The sequence below is a fragment of the Enterobacter cancerogenus genome (assembly GCF_019047785.1).
GTDB lineage: Bacteria > Pseudomonadota > Gammaproteobacteria > Enterobacterales > Enterobacteriaceae > Enterobacter > Enterobacter cancerogenus.
On the sequence record NZ_CP077290.1, the window covers coordinates 3,939,965 to 3,955,488 of the forward strand.

Sequence of the window (15,524 nt, forward strand, 5' to 3'; positions counted from 1 at the left end):
CGGAAAGCTAACTTATTGAATTGTACAATAAGCGCTCGAAATCAACGTCCTGCGTTTTTCATGATACGTGCTTTATCCAGCTGCCATTCGCGCTCTTTCAGATCAGTACGTTTGTCATGTTGTTTCTTACCTTTCGCGACGCCAATTTTCACTTTGCACCAGGCATTTTTCCAGTACATAGAGAGCGCCACCACGGTGAAGCCTTCACGGTTAATACGTCCGTAAAGGGACTCCAGCTCGCGCTTGTTCAGCAGCAGCTTACGGGTACGCGTGGGGTCACACACGTAGTGTGAAGAGGCGACCGTCAGTGGCGTGAAGTTTGCGCCGAACAGGAAGGCCTCGCCGTCTTTCAGGATCACGTAACTATCGCCAATGTTCGCTTTACCCGCGCGCAGCGATTTTACTTCCCAGCCCTGCAGCGCAAGGCCAGCTTCGAATTCTTCTTCGATGAAATACTCGTGGCGAGCACGCTTGTTCTGCGCAATGGTCGCCGAGCCTGGTTTATGTGCTTTTTTCTTCGTCATAAGTGTCGTAAAGCCGTCGGTAATCTGATTTCAAAAAGTCACCTCATTGCGTCCCGTGAGGTCTAACGCGCTATATTAGCACGAGATAAGGCTTAGCGTTTTTTTAACAGGTGATAAATGCTATTATTTGTCCGTTGTGTGACCATGGAAAATGCTATGCCTCAGATTAGCCGTACTGCGCTTGTTCCTTACAGCGCGGAACAAATGTATCAGTTAGTGAACGACGTGAAGTCTTACCCGCAGTTTATCCCGGGGTGCACCGGCAGTCGGGTGCTGGAATCCGGTCCTACCCAGATGACGGCGGCAGTGGATGTGTCCAAAGCGGGGATTAGCAAGACGTTCACCACGCGCAATACGTTGACCAATAATCAGAGTATTTTGATGCATCTGGTGGACGGTCCCTTCAAGTCCCTGATGGGGGGCTGGAAGTTTACGCCCCTGAGCGCGGATGCCTGTCGCATTGAGTTCCATCTGGACTTTGAATTTACCAATAAGCTGATCGAACTGGCGTTTGGCCGCATCTTCAAAGAGCTGGCCTCAAATATGGTTCAGGCGTTCACCACCCGCGCCAAAGAGGTTTACAGTGTCGCTTAAGATTGCTGTGGAAGTGGTGTATGCGCTGCCAGAGAAGCAATATTTACAGCGCGTAACGCTGGAAGAGGGCGCGACGGTGGAAGATGCCATCCGTGCTTCGGGCTTGCTTGAACTTCGCAGTGATATCGATCTGGCGAAGAATAAGGTAGGTATTTATAGCCGTCCGGTGAAACTGGCTGATGTACTGAAGGATGGCGATAGGGTTGAGATTTATCGCCCGCTCATTGCCGACCCGAAAGAACTGCGTCGTCAACGTGCGGAAAAATCCGGCAAGTAATTATCCCAACAGCCTTGTCCTCTCCCCAGGCGGGTGAGGTGATAAATACAAAAAAGGTGCTCATTGAGCACCTTTTTGCAATTCAGTAGCCTGATTACTTGGTCAGGGCTGGCTTGTTGTCGATATTGGTCAACACACCGGCGCTGCTGAAGGTCAGCGTCAGGGTCTGCTGGGTCACGTTTTCGTGACCTGGCTGCTGACGGAACACATAGAACCAGGTGTTTGTACCGAATGGATCGGACATCATCGGGGTTCCCAGTGCATAAGCGACCTGCTGTTGTGTCATCCCTACACGGATTTTAGACACATCGTTAGGGGTAAGGTAGTTCCCCTGGTTGATGTCAGGACGGTAAACCACTTTCTCCAGAGTGGAACAGCCTGCGGTCAACATCAGAAGAACCGCAGCGGCAGCGGTCAGCGTTTTACAGCGCATAGTGATTTGATTCCTTTTCGGGCCCGAGCAGTACGCGGCTCATATGTAATATGCCGATGATAATAGACCTTGCCCCACTTTGAAACCGGTCTGGCGGCGTTTTTATTGTTCTGTATGACCCTGAGCTCCCGAAAAAGTTTATGCTGCCAGCAGTTCTTTCGCGTTAGCGAGGGTGTTACGGGTGACCTCACTTCCGCCCAGCAGGCGCGCCAGCTCTTGTAAACGCGCGCGTTTGTCGAGAGGTTTCATGTGCGTTTCAGTCATTTCACCATCGGTTTCTTTACTGACGATAAAGTGATGATGACCACAACCCGCAACCTGCGGCAGGTGGGTAACACACATCACCTGCGTTGATTCACCCAGTTGACGTAACAGTTTGCCCACGACGGCAGCCGTCGGGCCACTGATCCCTACGTCCACTTCATCGAAAATCAGCGCCGGGGTGTCCATCTTACGCGCGGTAATTACCTGGATGGCGAGCGCGATGCGCGACAGCTCACCGCCGGAGGCAACTTTCGAAATAGCCTGTAAAGGCTGACCAGGGTTCGTGGTCACGCGGAATTCAATGCGATCGGCACCTTCCGCCGTTAAGTGTGTCTCTTCGAAGCGAACGTCAATAGCGAACACACCGTGCGGCATTGCCAGCGTGCGCATGCTGTCGGTGATGTGCTGGCTCAACTCCTGTGCATAGTGCTGGCGAACGTCATGCAGCTGCTTAGCCGTTGCCAGCGCCTGCTGATGGTGCAGGTTCACCGCCAGGGATAAGGTCTCCAGCGAGTCGGCCTGATCGTCAAGCTGCTGTTGCTCTTCGAGCAGAGACTGATAGTAATTAGGTAACTCTTCCGCAGTGACATGATGTTTGCGCGCCAGCGAGATCTGGCGGGAAATGCGCTGCTCAAGCTCGAACAGGCGATTTGGATCGAGTTCCAGGCGCTCGCAGTAATGGCGCAGCTCATCACTGGCTTCAGAGATCTGAATGGCCGCTTCTTCCAGCATATCCAGCACGCCGCCGAGCTTGCTATCCATGCCTGCCAGTTCTGTCAGCAGCTGGCGCACATTATACAATTGGCTCTGCAGGTTGACGTCTTCGCCATCTGCCAGCATGTTGAGCGCATTTTGACTGGTTGAGAGCAGGTGCCCGCTGTTGGCCAGACGCTTGTACTCTTCGTCGATTTGCTCAAACTCGCCCGGCTGCGGGTTGAATTCGTTCAGCTCTTTCAGCTGGTACTCCAGCAGCTCGGCACGCGCGGCGCGTTCCTGGCTTTGCTGCTGATGCTGCGCAAGTTCCCGGCAGCTCTGGTGCCACTGACGATAGTGATCGGCCATCAGCTGAGTAAGTGCGTACTCACCTGCATAACCATCCAACAGGGCTTTTTGTTGCTCAGGTTTGATGAGCTGCTGGTGAGCGTGTTGACCGTGGATCTGGATGAGTAACTGGCCGAGTTCGCGAAGCTGAGAAAGGGGGACCGCCGTACCGTTGATGAAGCCGCGTGAGCGACCATCGCTGCTTATTACGCGGCGAAGTAAACACTCACGTCCGTCTTCAAGCTGGTTTGCTTCCAGCCAGCGGAGTGCCGCCGGGGTATCCTTCAGGGAAAAGCGCGCGCAGAGATCGGCACGGTTTGCACCTGTGCGAACCATATCACCTTCTGCACGGCTGCCGAGGCACAGGCCGAGGGCATCAATGGCAATGGATTTACCTGCACCGGTTTCGCCGGTGATCGCCGTCATGCCGCTATGAAAATCGATCTCAAGCTCACGAACAATGGCAAAGTTACTGATGGTCAGTTGTGCCAGCATAATTGTTTTCCTGTATGAAAAACCATAACTGTGTTTTCATACAGTATAAACTGGTTTTTTATACAGTAAAGTGCTGGATGCAAAATCAGAACAATTTTTTTGACCAGCCTAGCTTCGAGCTTAATGTGTTGAAATAGCTGTAGTCTTTGGGATGAATCAGGTTCAGGTGATAATCGCAGCGGCGAATGAGCACGTCTTCACCTTCCTGTATCGGCAGTGCAATCTGGCTGTCGCAGCTGATCTCCAGGTCGCTCCGGCGGTGTGAGAACCGCAGGCGGATAGTGCTGTCGCCGTTGATGACCAGCGGGCGCGCAGAGAGCGTATGTGGGAACATCGGCACCAGCGTTATGGCATCCAGCGAGGGAGTGAGGATCGGGCCTCCGGCCGAGAGAGAGTAGGCCGTGGAGCCTGTCGGGGTAGAAATAATCAGGCCGTCAGAACGCTGGGAAAAGGCGAAAATCTCGTCAATATAGACTTCGAATTCAATCATGTGCGCCACTTTTCCGGGGTGGAGAACCACTTCGTTAATGGCGGTGCTGATGCGTTTCTGGCAATCCTGCTGGCACACCTGAGCTTCCAGCAAAAAGCGTTTTTCGCTGATGTAGTGGCCTTCCAGTACGTCGGCAAGCTGCTGCTGGGCGTTGTCCGGGTCAAGGTCAGTTAAAAAACCCAGATTGCCTCGGTTGACTCCGATAACCTTGATGTCATAGCGGGCCAGGGTACGGGCCGCACCAAGCATATTGCCATCGCCGCCTACCACTACCGCCAGATCGGCCTGTTGACCAATCTCTGCCAGCGTGCCGGTTTTGACACCTTTGAGCTGCAGCTCCTGGGCGATTTGCTGCTCAACCATCACGTCATAGCCCTTGCCACTCAGCCAGCGATACAACATTTCATGTGTCGTCAATGCGGTGGGGTGACGCGGATGCCCGACGATCCCAATACACCTGAAATGATTATTCATTTTCTGGAGGTCCTTGTGCCTGATGAATGATGACAATCTGTCTTGTTCCCTTGAATCCCGGAAACTGATCCCCATAATAAGCGAAGTTAGCGAGATGAATGCAGAAAAACGCGGAGAAATTCATGAGTAGTAAAGAACAGAAAACGCCTGAGGGGCAAGCCCCGGAAGAAATTATCACGGAACAGCACGACGAGGTTGAGGCCGTAGAGTCAGACGCGTCTGCTGATCAGGTGGACCCGCGCGATGAAAAAATTGCCAACCTGGAAACTCAGCTGGCAGAAGCGCAGAATCGCGAACGCGAAGCTGTACTGCGCATCAAAGCGGAAATGGAAAACCTGCGTCGTCGTACCGAGCTGGACGTTGAGAAAGCGCATAAATTCGCGCTGGAGAAGTTTGTCAACGAACTGCTGCCGGTGATCGACAGTCTCGATCGCGCCCTGGAAGTGGCTGACAAGGCTAACCCGGACAACACGGCGATGATCGAAGGTATCGAACTGACGCTGAAATCCATGCTGGATGTGGTACGCAAATTCGGCGTGGAAGTGATTGCCGAGACCAACGTCGCGCTGGATCCAAACGTTCACCAGGCGATAGCTATGGTGGAATCTGACGACGTTCAGGCCGGTAACGTGCTTGGCGTGATGCAGAAAGGCTATACCCTGAATGGCCGTACCATTCGCGCAGCGATGGTGACCGTGGCGAAAGCGAAAGCGTAATTTGCCGACCCGTAGTGCCGGGTGGCGGCTTCGCCTTACCCGGCCTACAACATTACTCGGCGATACTTTCGCGTAAAGGCTTAACGGGCAGGACCTTCACCTGCTTAATCATGTTGTCCTGTACGTCCAGAATATCAATATCGTATTGATCGATGCGCACCCGCGTGCCCGCCGCCGGGATCTCCTCCAGTGCTTCCAGAATCATCCCGTTCATGGTGCGTGCTTCATCTTCCGGCAGCTGCCAGTTAAAGGCTTTATTAAGCTCGCGAATGTTCGCGCTGCCATCAATCAGAACCGAGCCGTCGTTTTGTGGAGTGACTTCCTCTGCGAGAGAAGGTGACATGGAGGTCGTAAAGTCCCCGACGATCTCTTCCAGAATATCTTCAACCGTCACCAGACCCTGAATATCGCCATATTCATCGACCACCAGACCCACTTTCTTCTTGTTACGCTGAAACTTCACCAGCTGCGTGCTGAGCGGCGTGCCTTCCGGTACGTAGTAAATTTCGTCGGCGGCGCGCAGGAGCACCTCTTTGGTGAACTCTTTTTTCTCGGTCATCAGGCGATAGGCCTCACGCACGCGCAGCATGCTGATGGCGTCGTCCAGCGAGTCGCGATAAAGCACGATGCGGCCATGCGGAGAGTGCGTCAGCTGGCGGACGATGGCTTTCCAGTCGTCGTTGATATCGATTCCGACAATCTCGTTGCGCGGCACCATGATGTCGTCGACGCTGACTTTTTCCAGATCTAACACCGACAGGAGCATGTCCTGGTTGCGGCGCGAAATTTGCGAGCGGGATTCATTCACGATGGTGCGCAGTTCGTCTTTGCTGAGCGCGCTGCTGATGGTGACATCCGCTTTTATGCCCACCATACGCATCAGCAGCCGGGTGACCATATTGAGCAGCCAGACCAGCGGCATCATCAGGATCAGCAGCGGTGCCAGCAGGAAGCTGCTCGGGTAGGCGACTTTTTCGGGATAGAGCGCGGCGACGGTTTTGGGTAGCACTTCGGCAAACACCAGCACCACAAACGTCAGTACGCCGGTCGCAATGGCGACGCCCGCGTTGCCGTAAAGGCGCATCCCGACGATGGTGCCGAGCGCGGAGGCGAGAATATTGACCAGGTTATTGCCGATAAGCACCAGGCTAATCAGGCGGTCAGGTTTACGCAGCAGCTTTTCCACACGACGTGCGGCACGGTTACCTTGCTTCGCGCGATGACGTAACCGATAACGGTTTAGCGTCATCATGCCGGTTTCCGAGCCAGAGAAATAGGCGGAGATGACCACCATGACGATCAGCGTGACGATCAGCGCGGTGGTAGAGATGTGTTCCAGGGGGAACTCCTTTATGACTTAACCAGCAAATTGCTGTATGAAGCGGCTGCCAAAATAGGCAAGAGTAAGAATGCCTGCACCCGCAACGTTGAACCAGACCACGCGGCGACCGCGCCAGCCTTCATGATAATGGCCCCATAACAGGACAATATAGACAAACCACGCGATGATGGAGAGAACGGCTTTATCAATATTCTCCACGCTGAACAGGTTTTTCATATAAAACAGGCCGGTACAGAGCGTGAGCGTGAGCAGAACAACGCCCACCTGCGTGATATGGAACATCTTACGCTCAATCACCATCAGCGGCGGCATTTCATGATTAAAGGCCAGCTTTTTGTTTTTCAGCTGGTAATCAATCCAGGCCAGCTGCATGGCATAGAGCGCGGCAATAATCAGGGTGGCATACGAGAACAGCGACAGGCCGATATGCACCAGCATTCCCGGCGTGGCTTCCAGATGAGTAATAAACTCGTTGGGCATAAAAGTGGCTAAGGCCAGATTAATCAGCGCAAAGGCGTAGATTATCGGCAGCAGCAGCCAGCCGCGATTTTTGGACGCCACGATGGTCATCACCGTACAGATCATCAGGCTTACCAGCGAGCCCACGTTCAGCACGCTCAGGTTTTGCACGCTGCCATCGCCGGGCAGGATACGTGATTCCAGCGCAAAGGCGTGGCTAATCAGTGCGATCACCGCCGAAAGAATGGCCATGCGCCGCCAGCCGCTGTTTTTTTGCAGCAGGCCGGGAATAATCAGCGCGAGGCTGACAGAGTAGGCAACAAGGGCGATCAGTGCGAAAACGGGCATATAGGCGTCGACAGTTGTCTTAATAAGAAAGAGAAGCAGTATAACGTTACGTGACGCCTGCTCCAACCGTTGCATAACAACAAAGCTGCCTTCATGTTATACTCCGGCAAAATTCTGTGTATGTGTCGCTTATGCGACCCAACGTTTCTACCCAGGCGAGAGACAATGTTTGATAATTTAACCGATCGTTTGTCGCGCACGCTGCGCAACATCAGCGGCCGCGGACGCCTTACTGAAGAAAATGTTAAAGAGACGCTGCGCGAAGTCCGCATGGCGCTGCTCGAAGCCGACGTGGCGCTGCCGGTCGTGCGTGATTTCATCAACCGCGTGAAAGAGAAAGCGGTTGGGCATGAAGTTAACAAAAGCCTGACCCCGGGTCAGGAGTTCGTCAAAATTGTCCGTAACGAACTGGTTGCGGCAATGGGCGAAGAAAACCAGGTGCTTAACCTGGCCGCTCAGCCACCGGCCGTGGTGCTGATGGCGGGCCTGCAGGGTGCGGGTAAAACAACCAGCGTCGGTAAGCTGGGTAAATTCCTGCGCGAGAAGCACAAGAAGAAAGTGCTGGTGGTCTCCGCGGACGTTTATCGCCCGGCGGCGATCAAACAGCTGGAAACGCTGGCTGAGCAGGTTGGCGTGGATTTCTTCCCGTCTGACGTCGCTCAGAAACCTGTCGACATCGTGAACGCGGCGCTGAAAGAAGCGAAGCTGAAGTTCTACGACGTGCTGCTGGTGGATACCGCTGGCCGTCTGCACGTTGACGAAGCGATGATGGACGAAATCAAGCAGGTTCATGCCTCTATCAATCCGGTAGAGACCCTGTTTGTTGTCGATGCCATGACCGGTCAGGATGCGGCAAATACCGCGAAAGCCTTCAACGAAGCGCTGCCGTTAACCGGTGTGGTGCTGACCAAAGTGGACGGTGACGCCCGCGGCGGTGCGGCGCTCTCTATTCGTCATATCACCGGTAAGCCGATCAAATTCCTCGGTGTTGGTGAAAAAACCGACGCGCTGGAGCCGTTCCACCCGGATCGTATTGCCTCCCGTATCCTCGGCATGGGCGACGTGCTGTCGCTGATCGAAGATATCGAGAGCAAAGTTGACCGTGCGCAGGCCGAGAAGCTGGCCAGCAAGCTGAAAAAAGGCGATGGGTTTGACCTCACCGACTTCCTTGAGCAGCTGCGCCAGATGAAAAACATGGGCGGCATGGCGAGCCTGATGGGCAAACTGCCAGGCATGGGCCAGATCCCGGACAACGTGAAGTCGCAGATGGATGACAAGGTGCTGGTGCGTATGGAGGCGATCATTAACTCAATGACGCTGAAAGAACGTGCGAAGCCAGAAATCATTAAAGGTTCGCGTAAACGCCGTATCGCCGCAGGTTGCGGTATGCAGGTGCAGGACGTAAACCGTCTTCTGAAACAGTTCGACGACATGCAGCGCATGATGAAGAAAATGAAGAAAGGCGGCATGGCGAAGATGATGCGCGGGATGAAGGGGATGATGCCCCCAGGATTCCCTGGCCGCTAAAACAAGGGATATAAGGCTATCTTGTTTGCCATTTTAGCTCCGGGGTGTGCTCGAAATGCTCACGTACTACGTGTACGCTCCGCTTTCTGCGCGCACGCCGGAACTAAACTGGCTGCACCGATATACGCCTTATAACCCTTGTTTGGCATATGTGAAGCATATGCTGATTGCAATTTCCCCAGAAATCAGTAAAATTTTCGGGCTTTTAATATGACACCCGGGCTCCGTTCCTCGATGGGGCCCGGTTGTTTTATTCACACAAGAGGATGTTATGGTAACTATTCGTTTAGCTCGTCACGGCGCTAAAAAGCGTCCGTTCTACCAGGTTGTTGTAACCGACAGCCGTAATGCACGCAACGGTCGCTTCATCGAGCGCGTTGGTTTCTTCAACCCACTGGCCGCTGGCGCAGAAGAAGAAACTCGTCTGGATCTGGATCGTATCGCTCACTGGGTTGGCCAGGGCGCTACCGTTTCCGATCGCGTTGCTACGCTGATCAAAGCAGCAAACAAAGCAGCTTAATCTGTCACGGTGGTCATGATGAGCAATAAAGCACCTGTTGAACCGATCGTATTGGGAAAAATGGGTTCTTGCTACGGTATCCGTGGTTGGCTCAGAGTGTTTTCCTCCACTGAAGACGCTGATAGCATTTTTAATTACCAGCCCTGGTTTATTCAGAAGGCCGGTAAGTGGGAAGAGGTCGAGCTGGAAAGCTGGCGTCACCACAATCAGGACATCATCATCAAGCTGAAAGGCGTTGACGATCGTGATGCCGCGAATGCGCTGACTAATTGTGAAATTGTCGTGGATTCGTCGCAGTTGCCACAGCTGGAAGAGGGCGACTACTACTGGAAAGACCTTATGGGTTGCCAGGTGGTCACTACTGAAGGCTACAGCCTGGGGAAAGTCATCGATATGATGGAAACCGGGTCAAATGACGTTCTCGTCATTAAGGCAAACCTGAAAGATGCATTTGGCATCAAGGAGCGGTTGGTTCCGTTCCTCGATGGACAGGTTATCAAGAAAGTCGATCTCACTACTCAGACGATTGAAGTAGATTGGGATCCTGGTTTTTAAATTCTCCGGATAAACGGTAAAAGACGGCGCTATGTGGATTGGCATAATTAGCCTGTTTCCTGAAATGTTCCGCGCGATTACTGATTACGGGGTAACTGGCCGGGCAGTAAAGAATGGCCTGCTGAGCATCCAGAGCTGGAGTCCTCGTGACTTCACGCATGACCGGCACCGTACCGTGGACGATCGTCCTTACGGCGGCGGACCGGGGATGCTGATGATGGTGCAACCCTTACGGGACGCCATTCACACAGCAAAAGCCGCGGCGGGTGAAGGCGCAAAGGTGATTTATCTGTCACCTCAGGGACGCAAGCTTGATCAAGCGGGCGTGAGCGAACTGGCGACGAATCAAAAGCTGATTCTGGTCTGTGGTCGCTACGAAGGGATAGATGAGCGCGTAATTCAAACCGAGATTGACGAAGAATGGTCTATCGGCGATTACGTTCTCAGCGGTGGTGAGTTACCAGCAATGACGCTGATTGACTCCGTTGCCCGGTTCATTCCGGGTGTACTGGGCCATGAAGCATCGGCAACGGAAGATTCGTTTGCCGATGGATTACTGGACTGTCCACACTATACTCGTCCTGAAGTGTTAGAAGGGATGGACGTCCCGGCAGTGTTACTGTCCGGAAACCATGCCGAGATACGTCGCTGGCGCTTGAAGCAGTCGCTGGGCCGAACCTGGCTTAGAAGACCTGAACTTCTGGAAAACCTGGCTCTGACTGAAGAGCAAGCAAAGTTGCTGGCCGAGTTCAAAACCGAACACGCGCACCAGCAACATGAACATGATGGGAAGGCGTAATACGCTCCCGAATATCAGTTTACCCAGGATAAGAGATTAAATTATGAGCAACATTATTAAGCAAATTGAACAAGAGCAGATGAAGCAGGACGTACCTTCCTTCCGTCCGGGTGATACCGTGGAAGTGAAAGTATGGGTTGTTGAAGGTTCCAAAAAACGTCTGCAGGCATTCGAGGGCGTGGTTATCGCTATTCGTAACCGCGGTCTGCACTCTGCATTCACTGTTCGTAAAATTTCCAACGGCGAAGGCGTTGAGCGTGTCTTCCAGACTCACTCTCCGGTAGTTGACAGCATTGCTGTTAAACGTCGTGGTGCTGTACGTAAAGCTAAACTGTACTACCTGCGTGAGCGTACTGGTAAGTCTGCTCGTATTAAAGAGCGTCTGAACTAAGATTCGCTTAAGCGACATCCTGTTAAAGGGGCTGGCCGAAAGGCTGGCCCTTTTTTATTTCATCGCACTCCTCGCGTTAACTCTTTTGTGATAAATCGTTTACAATGCTTGCCTCTTTAACGGAGGGTAAGTGAATAACGTACTGCATCAGCATACCTGGAAACGCACAGCGGCATTGACCGCGCTGTTCGCGATCCTGCTGATCGTCGTGGCACCGCTTATCTCCGTTGCGCTGCAAAAAGATCCCATGAGCGCCATGCCGGGCATGCATCATGATATGAGCATGATGTCGATGGATGAGCATCACGGCGATATGCAGCACTCGCTCCCCGTCGATCATGCCGAAGCGTGTGGCTATTGCGTGCTGCTGGCGCATGTGCCGGGCATGATGCTGGCGCTGATCGTCCTGCTCGTTGCGATAGTGCAACGGCTTCGCGTGAGGCCGCCGCGGCAGGCGGTTAGCCACTGGCACTTTTTCCCCTGGCTCTATCCTGATACCCGCGCGCCGCCGCGTTGGTCTGCTTTTTCCCTTTAAAAAACAAAATCGATAACTTTTTGCCTGAAAAAGGAAAAGTATGACAACCTGCACTCCGCGCGCGGCATGGGGAAACCTGCTGCGTCGACTTCATTTCTATGTCGGGCTATTTGTTGGTCCGTTTATCTTCTTCGCCGCGCTGACCGGCACGCTTTACGTGGCGACACCGCAGCTGGAAAATGCGCTCTACCGGCACGCGCTGCACACGGATAACGTGGGTGAACCTCAGCCACTGGCGGCACAAATTGCCGTGGCGGAAAACGTTGTGGGTAAAGAGCTGCGTTTGCACGCCGTTCGCCCGGGGCTGGCCGATGGCGACACTACCCGGGTGATGTTTGCCGACCCAACGCTTGGGCCATCTGAAAACCGGGCTGTCTTTATCGATCCGGTTAGCCTGGCGGTGCTGGGCGATATGACGGTGTACGGCACCAGCGGGATTTTGCCGCTGCGTCAGACAATTGATTATCTGCATACTTCGCTGATGCTGGGTGATGTGGGGCGTCTCTACAGCGAGCTGGCTGCCTCGTGGATGTGGATCGCCGCGCTCGGCGGTATCGCCCTGTGGTTTTTCACTCGCCCTAAGCGGCGCATTAACAACCGCTTCCAAAATCGTCGGCGTTTACATGTCACATTAGGCTGGATCCTGCTGGGCGGGATGTTGCTTTTTTCGGCTACCGGTCTGACATGGTCGCAACTGGCCGGGGGCAATGTGGATAAGCTGCGCGCTGGGATGAACTGGCTTACGCCGCAGGTGAACACCACCCTCACGGGCATACCGGAAGTACACGATGAACATGCTGAGCACCACGGACACCATGCCGGAATGAAGATGCCTGAAATGGCGCTGGATCTGACGCTGTTTGATAGCGTTTTGCACTCTGCCCGCAAGGCCGGGATCGACGCCAGTAAGCTGGAGATCCGCCCGGCAAAAATGGCCGATCGGGCCTGGACGGTGACTGAAATCGATCGCCGCTGGCCGACCCAGGTGGACGCCGTTGCCGTTGATCCGCACTCAATGCAGGTTACGGACAGCACCCGCTTCGCTGACTTCCCGCTAATGGCAAAACTCACCCGCTGGGGAGTGGATTTCCACATGGGCATTCTGTTTGGCCTGGTGAATCAGCTACTGCTTATCGCGTTTGGTACTGCGCTGTGCGTACTCATCCTCTGGGGATACCGGATGTGGTGGATGCGCCGTCCGGCAAACTCCGCGGTGAACCCGGTGCAAACGCTCTGTCAGAGCTGGCTGGCATTGTCGGGATGGGGAAGGGGAGTGACGGTGATGATAAGCGTCCTGCTGGGGCTGGCGCTGCCGGTGATGGGCGTGAGTCTGGCAATCTTTATCGTCATCGACTGGCTGCGCTGGCGAGCGGCATCAGGCGTGTCGCTCGCTGAATCATCCGTTAAATAACCCTATGGCGTGCTGATGACCACCGCAACCCGGCGGTTTTCAGCACGCCCTTGTGGGGTACTGTTGCTGGCAACGGGATATTTTTTGCCGAGTCCCTGCGTGGTGAGATTGCCACGGGGGATATTTGCCCCTTTCGCCCAGGCGTCGGCAACGGCATTAGCGCGCTTTAACGAAAGTGCTTCGTTGTAGCTCTCTTCTCCGTAGTTATCCGTATGTCCGTCCATTCGCGCATGGTTTAAACCGGTTGCCGCAAGGCGGGAAGCCATAGTCCGGATTTGCGTTTCGCTTTCCGGGCGTAGTCTGGCATCGTTTTTATCAAACAGGATCTTATCTGACAGGCCCAGAGACCAGTCCCCGTTCAATTCATTGAAACCGTAGGACTGCATGGCGGCGATTTGCTCGGCGGTGAATTTCCCTTTTGGCGGGGCCTGACAGCCTGCCAGGACAAGTGATGCCATAAACAGGGGCGCGAGGTATCGCTTTAACATATCGTATTCCTTTCTAAGAGAGTGTTTTGGTTCGCTGGTTTTTCACCAGGTACATGTTGCGGTCGGCCTGCTCCAGTAATGCCTCCACGGAGGCATTTTCCCACGCCAGTGCATAGCCAATGCTAAGTGACATTGATGCCGTGTGCCCGTTATGAACATCAAACGGACGGATGAACCGTTGCGCCAGGGCAGCGCAAATATGCTGAACCTCATTTTCTGAATGGACGCCGTACAGGATCATCGCAAATTCGTCCCCGCCGAGACGGTAAGAACGGTGACGCTTTTGCCCGAACTCGACCATTCTTTCGGCGACATCAATCAGCACGCCGTCGCCTGCGGCATGGCCCCAGGTGTCGTTGATATATTTGAAGTTGTCGCCATCCAGGAACAGCAGGGCGGAATGTGCCTTAGCGGATGCGTCATTCATCAGAGCGGCAATGCTGTTACGAAATGCCGCCCGGTTGGCAAGGCCTGTCAGGGGATCGTGCATGGCGGTACGCAGAAGCTGGGCATTCTTTGCCTGAAGCTTAAGCTGCCACTCTTCCATCTCATCCAGCAGGCTGTTGAAATCTTCACCGAACTGGTGAAACTCTTCGATACGCCCTTCCTTTACACGCCGCGAGAAGTTGCGGTTGGTGCGCACATCATGAACGACATCGGTAATGTTTTGCATGGCGATGACCATGCCATGGTGTAACGAGCGCGTCAGGGTAAGGGCAACGGCAGAGGCTAAAAGAATGCAGCCGGTGAGAACCGCAAACGACATCCAGAGGAAATGGCCGATCAGGCTGTCGCGTGCGGTCAGGCGAATTTCGCCGATCCTGCTTCCGTTGTGCATAATTGGCTGTGAAACCGGATTGGGAAACAGCCAGCGGCTGACCAGCGTGCCCAGGGTGTCGCTATTATCCTGCGGGTTCCAGGACCAGTATGCGAAGCGTTTCTCATGAACGTTGAGCACTTCCGCTGCGGCGAACTGCCCCTGCTTGCCAAGGGTGGTGAGGGTTTCATTTGCCGCTAATGAATCGTTGAAAACCAGGGAGGCTTCCAGATTGTGACTCATGGTCGCCCCTGTTAATTCGAGATTCTTTTGGGCGTATTCCTTTAATGTCACGACGGAAGCAAAGCTGAGTAACAACCATATAAACGTCATTGTTACTATTACGCTTATCATATTGATACGCCTCAGCGTTCTTTTAAACGTCGGACGTGATGCTGAAGTGAAATCCTTATTCATGCTTTGTATTCCGTGCAAGCATTAATACATCCGGATTGACTCTTACGCCACTGCGCGATAGCGCATCCAGATTGACGGAAAACCTAACCCGGCCACCTTCAAATATCAGACAAAAGGCGCTGCCAATAACGCATTCCGGGTTCTGCTCTGAGAGTAACAGCAATGCCCGGCCCTGATACTGGCTTATTAATTCAAGCTGCTTTGCCGGTGATTCCGAGCCGAAATAAATGGCGTCGCATGTTGCTGAGAGTGCTTCTTGATCGTTGCGTACAATGACGGGTGTATAAGGCAAAACGCTCTGCCCCTCATTCCGGGTGCTGAGCGCCTGGCTATAGCGCGAAGAGGCGTAAATACAGAGCACAGGCTGGCCTGCGAGGGCTGGCCAGCGGGTGTAACTGACGATACCCGATACAATAGAACGAACCGATTTATCCGTTTCTGTTAGGGCGACTGCGGCTGCCTGACCCATAAAAAGAAGCAACAGGAGCGCCAGAGTGAGCCGTGATAAAGAGATCAAGAATGATTTTCTCATCAGAATCCGCCATATCGCTCAGGGGCCAGATGCCTTAACAACGTGATGGCAGAATAACGTCGTTTAATATAGCCG

19 protein-coding genes are annotated in these 15,524 nt (G+C 53.7%); 10 read left to right on the plus strand and 9 right to left on the minus strand.

Going from position 1 to position 15,524, the window contains the following annotated elements; genetic code table 11:
- Window positions 1-41 precede the first annotated feature (41 nt).
- Window positions 42-524 carry an SsrA-binding protein SmpB gene (gene smpB, locus I6L58_RS18585; RefSeq protein WP_006178063.1) on the minus strand — a complete coding sequence of 161 codons (483 nt, stop codon included), beginning with the start codon at window positions 522-524 and terminating at the stop codon, window positions 42-44.
- A 156-nt stretch (window positions 525-680) separates the two neighbouring features.
- Here smpB and I6L58_RS18590 point away from each other — a divergent pair, with 156 nt between their 5' ends.
- Both I6L58_RS18590 and I6L58_RS18595 read left to right on the plus strand, forming a co-directional pair.
- Window positions 681-1,118, plus strand: a complete 438-nt coding sequence (locus I6L58_RS18590; protein ID WP_199559838.1) for a type II toxin-antitoxin system RatA family toxin — start codon at window positions 681-683, stop codon at window positions 1,116-1,118.
- Window positions 1,108-1,395 (plus strand): RnfH family protein, encoded by a 288-nt coding sequence (locus tag I6L58_RS18595; RefSeq protein ID WP_058608440.1) that lies wholly within the window; start codon window positions 1,108-1,110, stop codon window positions 1,393-1,395. Before I6L58_RS18590 ends, I6L58_RS18595 begins: the two co-directional genes overlap by 11 nt.
- A gap of 94 nt (window positions 1,396-1,489) precedes the next feature.
- Here I6L58_RS18595 and bamE read toward each other — a convergent pair whose 3' ends face one another.
- From bamE to nadK, 3 genes are all read right to left on the minus strand, one after another.
- Window positions 1,490-1,828, minus strand: a complete 339-nt coding sequence (bamE, locus tag I6L58_RS18600; RefSeq protein WP_006178060.1) for an outer membrane protein assembly factor BamE — start codon at window positions 1,826-1,828, stop codon at window positions 1,490-1,492.
- Window positions 1,829-1,966: 138 nt separating this feature from the next.
- Complete coding sequence (gene recN, locus I6L58_RS18605) at window positions 1,967-3,628, minus strand: DNA repair protein RecN (protein ID WP_006178059.1); 1,662 nt, start codon at window positions 3,626-3,628, stop codon at window positions 1,967-1,969.
- An 85-nt stretch (window positions 3,629-3,713) separates the two neighbouring features.
- Window positions 3,714-4,592 carry an NAD(+) kinase gene (nadK, locus tag I6L58_RS18610; RefSeq protein ID WP_042321716.1) on the minus strand — a complete coding sequence of 293 codons (879 nt, stop codon included), beginning with the start codon at window positions 4,590-4,592 and terminating at the stop codon, window positions 3,714-3,716.
- Window positions 4,593-4,714: 122 nt separating this feature from the next.
- Between nadK and grpE the strand changes: the two genes are divergently transcribed.
- Window positions 4,715-5,308, plus strand: a complete 594-nt coding sequence (gene grpE, locus I6L58_RS18615; RefSeq protein ID WP_042321711.1) for a nucleotide exchange factor GrpE — start codon at window positions 4,715-4,717, stop codon at window positions 5,306-5,308.
- A 52-nt stretch (window positions 5,309-5,360) separates the two neighbouring features.
- On the opposite strand, the gene I6L58_RS18620 is transcribed toward grpE, so the two are convergent.
- Together I6L58_RS18620 and I6L58_RS18625 are read right to left on the minus strand one after the other, a co-directional pair.
- Window positions 5,361-6,647 carry an HlyC/CorC family transporter gene (locus I6L58_RS18620; protein ID WP_042321706.1) on the minus strand — a complete coding sequence of 429 codons (1,287 nt, stop codon included), beginning with the start codon at window positions 6,645-6,647 and terminating at the stop codon, window positions 5,361-5,363.
- An 18-nt stretch (window positions 6,648-6,665) separates the two neighbouring features.
- Window positions 6,666-7,457 (minus strand): cytochrome C assembly family protein, encoded by a 792-nt coding sequence (locus I6L58_RS18625; RefSeq protein WP_042322262.1) that lies wholly within the window; start codon window positions 7,455-7,457, stop codon window positions 6,666-6,668.
- A gap of 165 nt (window positions 7,458-7,622) precedes the next feature.
- On the opposite strand from I6L58_RS18625, the gene ffh reads away from it, so the two are divergent.
- From ffh to I6L58_RS18660, 7 genes are all read left to right on the plus strand, one after another.
- On the plus strand, window positions 7,623-8,984 hold the full coding sequence (gene ffh, locus I6L58_RS18630) for a signal recognition particle protein (RefSeq protein WP_006178054.1): 1,362 nt from the start codon (window positions 7,623-7,625) through the stop codon (window positions 8,982-8,984).
- 271 nt (window positions 8,985-9,255) lie between these two features.
- Complete coding sequence (gene rpsP, locus I6L58_RS18635) at window positions 9,256-9,504, plus strand: 30S ribosomal protein S16 (RefSeq protein WP_003863133.1); 249 nt, start codon at window positions 9,256-9,258, stop codon at window positions 9,502-9,504.
- Between the two features lie 15 nt (window positions 9,505-9,519).
- The gene (rimM, locus tag I6L58_RS18640) at window positions 9,520-10,059 is read left to right on the plus strand and encodes a ribosome maturation factor RimM (protein ID WP_006178053.1); all 540 of its coding nucleotides are present in this window, start codon (window positions 9,520-9,522) and stop codon (window positions 10,057-10,059) included.
- Between the two features lie 31 nt (window positions 10,060-10,090).
- Complete coding sequence (trmD, locus tag I6L58_RS18645; protein WP_006178052.1) at window positions 10,091-10,858, plus strand: tRNA (guanosine(37)-N1)-methyltransferase TrmD; 768 nt, start codon at window positions 10,091-10,093, stop codon at window positions 10,856-10,858.
- A gap of 43 nt (window positions 10,859-10,901) precedes the next feature.
- A complete protein-coding gene (gene rplS / locus I6L58_RS18650; RefSeq protein WP_006178051.1) occupies window positions 10,902-11,249 on the plus strand; it encodes a 50S ribosomal protein L19 in 348 nt (115 codons plus the stop codon).
- A gap of 130 nt (window positions 11,250-11,379) precedes the next feature.
- Complete coding sequence (locus I6L58_RS18655) at window positions 11,380-11,784, plus strand: DUF2946 domain-containing protein (protein WP_088209391.1); 405 nt, start codon at window positions 11,380-11,382, stop codon at window positions 11,782-11,784.
- A gap of 40 nt (window positions 11,785-11,824) precedes the next feature.
- Window positions 11,825-13,195 carry a PepSY-associated TM helix domain-containing protein gene (locus tag I6L58_RS18660; protein ID WP_088209390.1) on the plus strand — a complete coding sequence of 457 codons (1,371 nt, stop codon included), beginning with the start codon at window positions 11,825-11,827 and terminating at the stop codon, window positions 13,193-13,195.
- Window positions 13,196-13,197: 2 nt separating this feature from the next.
- On the opposite strand, the gene I6L58_RS18665 is transcribed toward I6L58_RS18660, so the two are convergent.
- The 3 genes from I6L58_RS18665 to I6L58_RS18675 are packed head-to-tail and all read right to left on the minus strand — an operon-like array spanning window position 13,198 to window position 15,449.
- The gene (locus I6L58_RS18665; RefSeq protein WP_006178048.1) at window positions 13,198-13,683 is read right to left on the minus strand and encodes an OmpA family protein; all 486 of its coding nucleotides are present in this window, start codon (window positions 13,681-13,683) and stop codon (window positions 13,198-13,200) included.
- 13 nt (window positions 13,684-13,696) lie between these two features.
- Window positions 13,697-14,917, minus strand: a complete 1,221-nt coding sequence (gene dgcN / locus I6L58_RS18670; RefSeq protein WP_088209389.1) for a diguanylate cyclase DgcN — start codon at window positions 14,915-14,917, stop codon at window positions 13,697-13,699.
- The gene (locus I6L58_RS18675; RefSeq protein ID WP_088209388.1) at window positions 14,910-15,449 is read right to left on the minus strand and encodes a YfiR family protein; all 540 of its coding nucleotides are present in this window, start codon (window positions 15,447-15,449) and stop codon (window positions 14,910-14,912) included. Before I6L58_RS18675 ends, dgcN begins: the two co-directional genes overlap by 8 nt.
- Window positions 15,450-15,524 lie beyond the last annotated feature (75 nt).